The organism is Providencia sp. AGC89 (genome assembly GCF_053543535.1).
Genome location: NZ_JBIXLP010000022.1, coordinates 1 through 4410, shown reverse-complemented (window position 1 = coordinate 4410; position 4410 = coordinate 1). Strand labels below are relative to the sequence as shown.

At 47.5% G+C, this 4410-nt stretch carries 6 protein-coding genes; all 6 read left to right on the top strand.

The features are described from left to right. Positions 1-438, top strand: a 438-nt coding sequence (locus ACIPUA_RS06415; RefSeq protein WP_449059440.1) for a TraU family protein, incomplete at its 5' end; no start/stop codon positions are given. Between the two features lie 15 nt (positions 439-453). Then, positions 454-1074 carry a type-F conjugative transfer system pilin assembly protein TrbC gene (trbC, locus tag ACIPUA_RS06410; RefSeq protein ID WP_335674319.1) on the top strand — a complete coding sequence of 207 codons (621 nt, stop codon included), beginning with the start codon at positions 454-456 and terminating at the stop codon, positions 1072-1074. Continuing rightward, a complete protein-coding gene (locus ACIPUA_RS06405; protein ID WP_449059439.1) occupies positions 1071-2963 on the top strand; it encodes a conjugal transfer protein TraN in 1893 nt (630 codons plus the stop codon). Before trbC ends, ACIPUA_RS06405 begins: the two co-directional genes overlap by 4 nt. Further along, positions 2960-3748: a type-F conjugative transfer system pilin assembly protein TraF gene (gene traF / locus ACIPUA_RS06400; RefSeq protein WP_449059438.1), complete on the top strand. Its 789-nt coding sequence runs from the start codon at positions 2960-2962 to the stop codon at positions 3746-3748. The genes ACIPUA_RS06405 and traF (ACIPUA_RS06400) overlap by 4 nt, the downstream gene beginning before the upstream one ends. A 10-nt stretch (positions 3749-3758) precedes the next feature. Beyond that, positions 3759-4061, top strand: a complete 303-nt coding sequence (locus tag ACIPUA_RS06395; protein ID WP_335674321.1) for a hypothetical protein — start codon at positions 3759-3761, stop codon at positions 4059-4061. Between the two features lie 5 nt (positions 4062-4066). Beyond that, on the top strand, positions 4067-4410 hold a 344-nt coding region (gene traF, locus ACIPUA_RS06390; RefSeq protein WP_449059441.1), incomplete at its 3' end, for a conjugal transfer protein TraF.

Here is a 4410-nt window from a genome sequence, read left to right as displayed (position 1 = left end):
GTGTTTGCCAATCCAATTGCGCAAGGAGCATGCGCCGCAGATGCGATTGCCAGTATTGGCAGCAAGCCTTTAAATGCGCTCTTTTGGTGTGCGGGTTCTCAAGGCAGTATGTATCCGTTTACGGGGTATACGGGCAATGAATTTAGTCCGCAGGCTTCCTCGGTTCTTCTTTCTGAGCGCATGGCATTTAAGTTGCATCGGCAAGGGTTGGTGATGAACAGCGTCGGGAAAAATCAGGAGGTGTGTTACACCTATCCGTCCCCGATTATCCCGAAAGACCGTTATCGCTATCAAATGGTAAACATGTACCCCGATACGGCCCAGTGTCATCCCTTTGGTCGTTCCGTGATGCGCTGGCAAACCGGGCATGCTTCACCCAACAGTCGTAAAAACTTCGGTTATCTCATCTGGCGTAAACGTAACTGCGTTTTCCTCTAATACGAGGTCCTTTTCATGAAATCCGTTTTCTTTTTATTCGCAAGCCTAGTGCTTGCGCCAGTTGGTTATGCCTTAACGGATGACCAACAGTTTTTAGAACAGCTGCGTGACCAAAGCGCGACCTTGCGGGAACAGTCCTTGCCGCCGGATGGCTTTAAGCCACCGGAAATCTCGGCCAAGGATAAAGCCTGGATTGATAGCTTATTAGCCAAGCAGCAGCAAGCGCAGCAACAAGTTGCCGATGCGGCTAAAGCGCAAACAGCTCAGGAAACTCCGTTTGTCTATTTTGTGTCGTTTTCTATTCCCGAAGCGGGACTCAAACAGATGGTGCCAGAGGCCACGCAGCTTGGTATCCCCACATTGATTAATGGGCTGATTGACAATGACTTTCGTAAAACAGCCAGTGCCGTGTTTGAACTGACGAAAGACAGTGGTGAAGGGGGCGTGCAAATCGACCCGAAAACCTTTGCACAATACAGCATTACGCAAGTGCCTGCACTGGTGGTGCGCTGTGATCACGGCTTTGATGTGATATACGGCAATATTCGTTTGATATCCGCCATTGAACGGATTGCCAGCAGTGGCGATTGTCATGAGGTTGCCCGAGATTGGGTAGTATCGAAGGAGCCGCAATGAAACGGTTATTGATTGCATTATGGGGGGTGGGGGCTCTGTCACTGGGGTTTGCGGGCAATGATTATAAAGCCGGATCGGAATTTGCCAGCGGCCTGAAAAACAAAGGTACAGACACGATAAAAAACACCAACCCCGCCAATATCATACCTAATTATACCGCTAATCCGTCAGAAAGCGGCTATTACGGTGGGGTGACGTCAGGCGCAGCCTCGGGGCTAGAAAATGCCGGTATGAAAGCCATGAATGAGACGGAGGCGGGGCAAACCACGATGGAGGTGATGAAAAGTCGTCCGCCAGATAAGTTGGATTTGGACGCCCCGTTCTTAAAAGCGGGCATTGATATGCGAGAAAAGGCGGAGTCAGAAAGCGGGCAAATCACGGTGCCTTGTCAGGATGTGACGCTGGATAAAACTGAAATCACGTCACATCAATGTGAACGAACCCCTGCAGCCAGTTTAGCGTGTACGCGTACAGCCAAAATTACATGGGAGGAAACGGATGGCTGGGCGATGCAAGAGATTACTATCCCTAGCACACAAATTAAATTTCGAAAAATCAAAAAGGGCGAAATCGCAGGAGACTTTAACTTAGACAAAAAAGGAAAAATTCACACCGCGACGTTTTATGGTTGGTCGCGAAATTGTGCACCGTATAATGAGCCACTTTTTCCTTTTGATAATAAAACCAATTACCTAGGATTGGCGGGTACTATATTACACAGTCGGAGTTGTAATTTTAGTGATATCGGTAATCCCAATGTTTTTAGTTATTCAGCGCCTATTGAAGTGAAGGAAGGAAAACAGACCTTTACGATGGGACTTGCTTATATTTGGTCGCTTGTTGAAAGCGGTACGGATAACTTGGTGAATACGCTTAACACCAAACCCAATGAAATGAAAATTACAATAAAACTGAAAATGCTGTCGTCCGTGAAAACCATTACCCCGAAAATTGAATGGGTTGAACATTGCCCGTTTGATAAATCCGAGGAAGTGAAGGTGGAAACCCAATGTACTGAAAAAGGGGGCACGAAAACCGTCACAGTGGGCGGTAAAAAATACGATGTTTACAGTGAATGTTGGCAGTACACCGATTATTACGCCAAGCAGTCAGCAGACAATGGCAGCTGCGGTGACTACATGAAAAATCCCGCTTGCACTATTGTGAAAACCACCTGTATTGAATCCGTTGGCAGTACGTGTTTGCGTGAGCAAGCGGTGTTTTCCTGTGAAAAAGGGCTGACCGGAGGCGGGAAAATGTGCGGCGTTGAGCTGATTTGTGCCAGCGGCGAGTGTGACCAAATCAAAAATGATAAAGCCAACAGCTTCCAAAAAGCGGTATCGGCGTTAGCAGCGGTGGCAGCGGCAGGCGAAGATGTGGCAGAGCTCAATGAAGTGAATGTCAGGGCCTTTACAGGCCAGCGTTATACCTGCCGTAAAGCCGCTGCAGGGTTTAATAACTGCTGCAAAAGTGGCGGTTGGGGGAGTGATGTGGGGCTGGCGCACTGTGACAGTGAAGAAAAAGCCCTGGGTAAAGCCAAAAGTCGCAATCTGACTATTTATGTCGGCTCATACTGCTCAAATAAAGTGCTCGGGGTTTGCCTTCAGAAGAAAGAGGCCTACTGTGTGTTTGACAGTAAGCTCGCCAAAATCGTGCAAGAGCAAGGACGTGGCGGGCAGTTACGCATTGGTTTTGGTAGCGCCAAAAACAGTGACTGTCGCGGTATCACTGTCGATGAATTGCAAGCCATTAACTTTGACCGACTGAATTTTGCGGATTTCTATTCCGATTTGGAGTCGGGCACCGATATTCCGGCTGACCAAGAATTGATTGACCGCGTAAAAAATCAAATTGCCAATGGCCTGCAAGGGCAAGGGGGGCAAGAATGACAAGACGGATTTTGATATTGCTCATCAGTTTGGTGATACCCGGAGCGGGATTGGCCAACAATGAGGAAAGGGTTGAAACACGAACGTATGTGGATGAACCTATCGTCGGTTGGCACTGGTACAACGAGCCGCAACCGGAAGAGGATGAAGAGCCGCCTGAGCCAGAGCAAATCCCACTGTCGACGCTACCACCGACTTTACAAAAAAAAGTCATGCAAAAGTTGACAGAAGAAGCCTTAGACACCGCGATTATGCAGCCCTCGCCACAAAATGCCCTGCGATACATGGCGTATCAGCGCTTTTGGTTGGAGCAGTCCGGTAAATTTGAGCGGTCAGTAAAAAAAGGGTTATTGCTTGACCCTACCCTTGATTACAACTTGGAGCACAGTCACTACAACAGTACGGTGCCATTGCAACTATCCCAACTGCAAGACAAGGAAAAAGCGGCTATTCAGTCGTTATCGTCACAATACGGTGTGTTTTTCTTTTATCGCGGACAAGACCCACTGGATAACCAGTTAGCCACTGTTGTTCGGGAATTTGCGCAGTCACACAATATTGCGCTTATACCCGTATCCGTGGATGGGGTTCGCAGTGAAGCACTGCCTGAGACGCGACCCGATACGGGGCAGGTCGCCAAAATGGGTATCACCCATTTTCCTGCCCTGTTCTTAGTTGACCCGAAAAGTGAACATTACCAACCGCTTGCGTATGGGTTTATGACGCAAGATGCGTTAGCACGCCGCTTTTTAGATGTAGCTACAGATTTTAAGCCTAATTATTAAGGATAAAGACATGACAAAACCCACGATAAAAGAACGATTAATTGAAAATACGTTGATTTACCTTGGCATGACGTTGATTTTTGCCTCACTGATTTTTTATGGACTGATCCATTACTTAATCGATATTCGTCACGACGTTTTAAGTGAGTCTACAAAGCAAACCCTTCAAATGATACAAGAAACCGGCATGGTGTTTATTTTTGCGCTCGGGGCGGCGACGTGTTTAGCAGGAATGTTCTATGCCGTCATTAAAGCTTGGCAGCGCATTAAAGCTCCGACCGTTTTTCCGGAGGATGAGGAGAAAACATCGTGAGAATAATGATGTTAGCGATAATGTTGTTCTTCAGCGATCTAGTTCAAGCGAGTGTGATGGACGATATTGCAGAACTTGAAGCCCATAAAACCGCCCCTTCAGAACGTGAAACGGTGATTGAAGAAGAAACACCGCCTTCAAAAATCAATACAGTTACGGTTAAACCGTACCGATTACCCAACGGAAAGGTCGTCAATTTAAACGATTATACCCTGGTGTTGTTTATGCAAGCCAAGTGCCCGTATTGCCAGCAGTTTGACCCGCAATTAGCCTTACTGTCAGCGCAAACGGGATTTAAGGTTTTTGCGTACACGCTCGATGGTCAAGGCGATATGGCGTTTCCCAATGC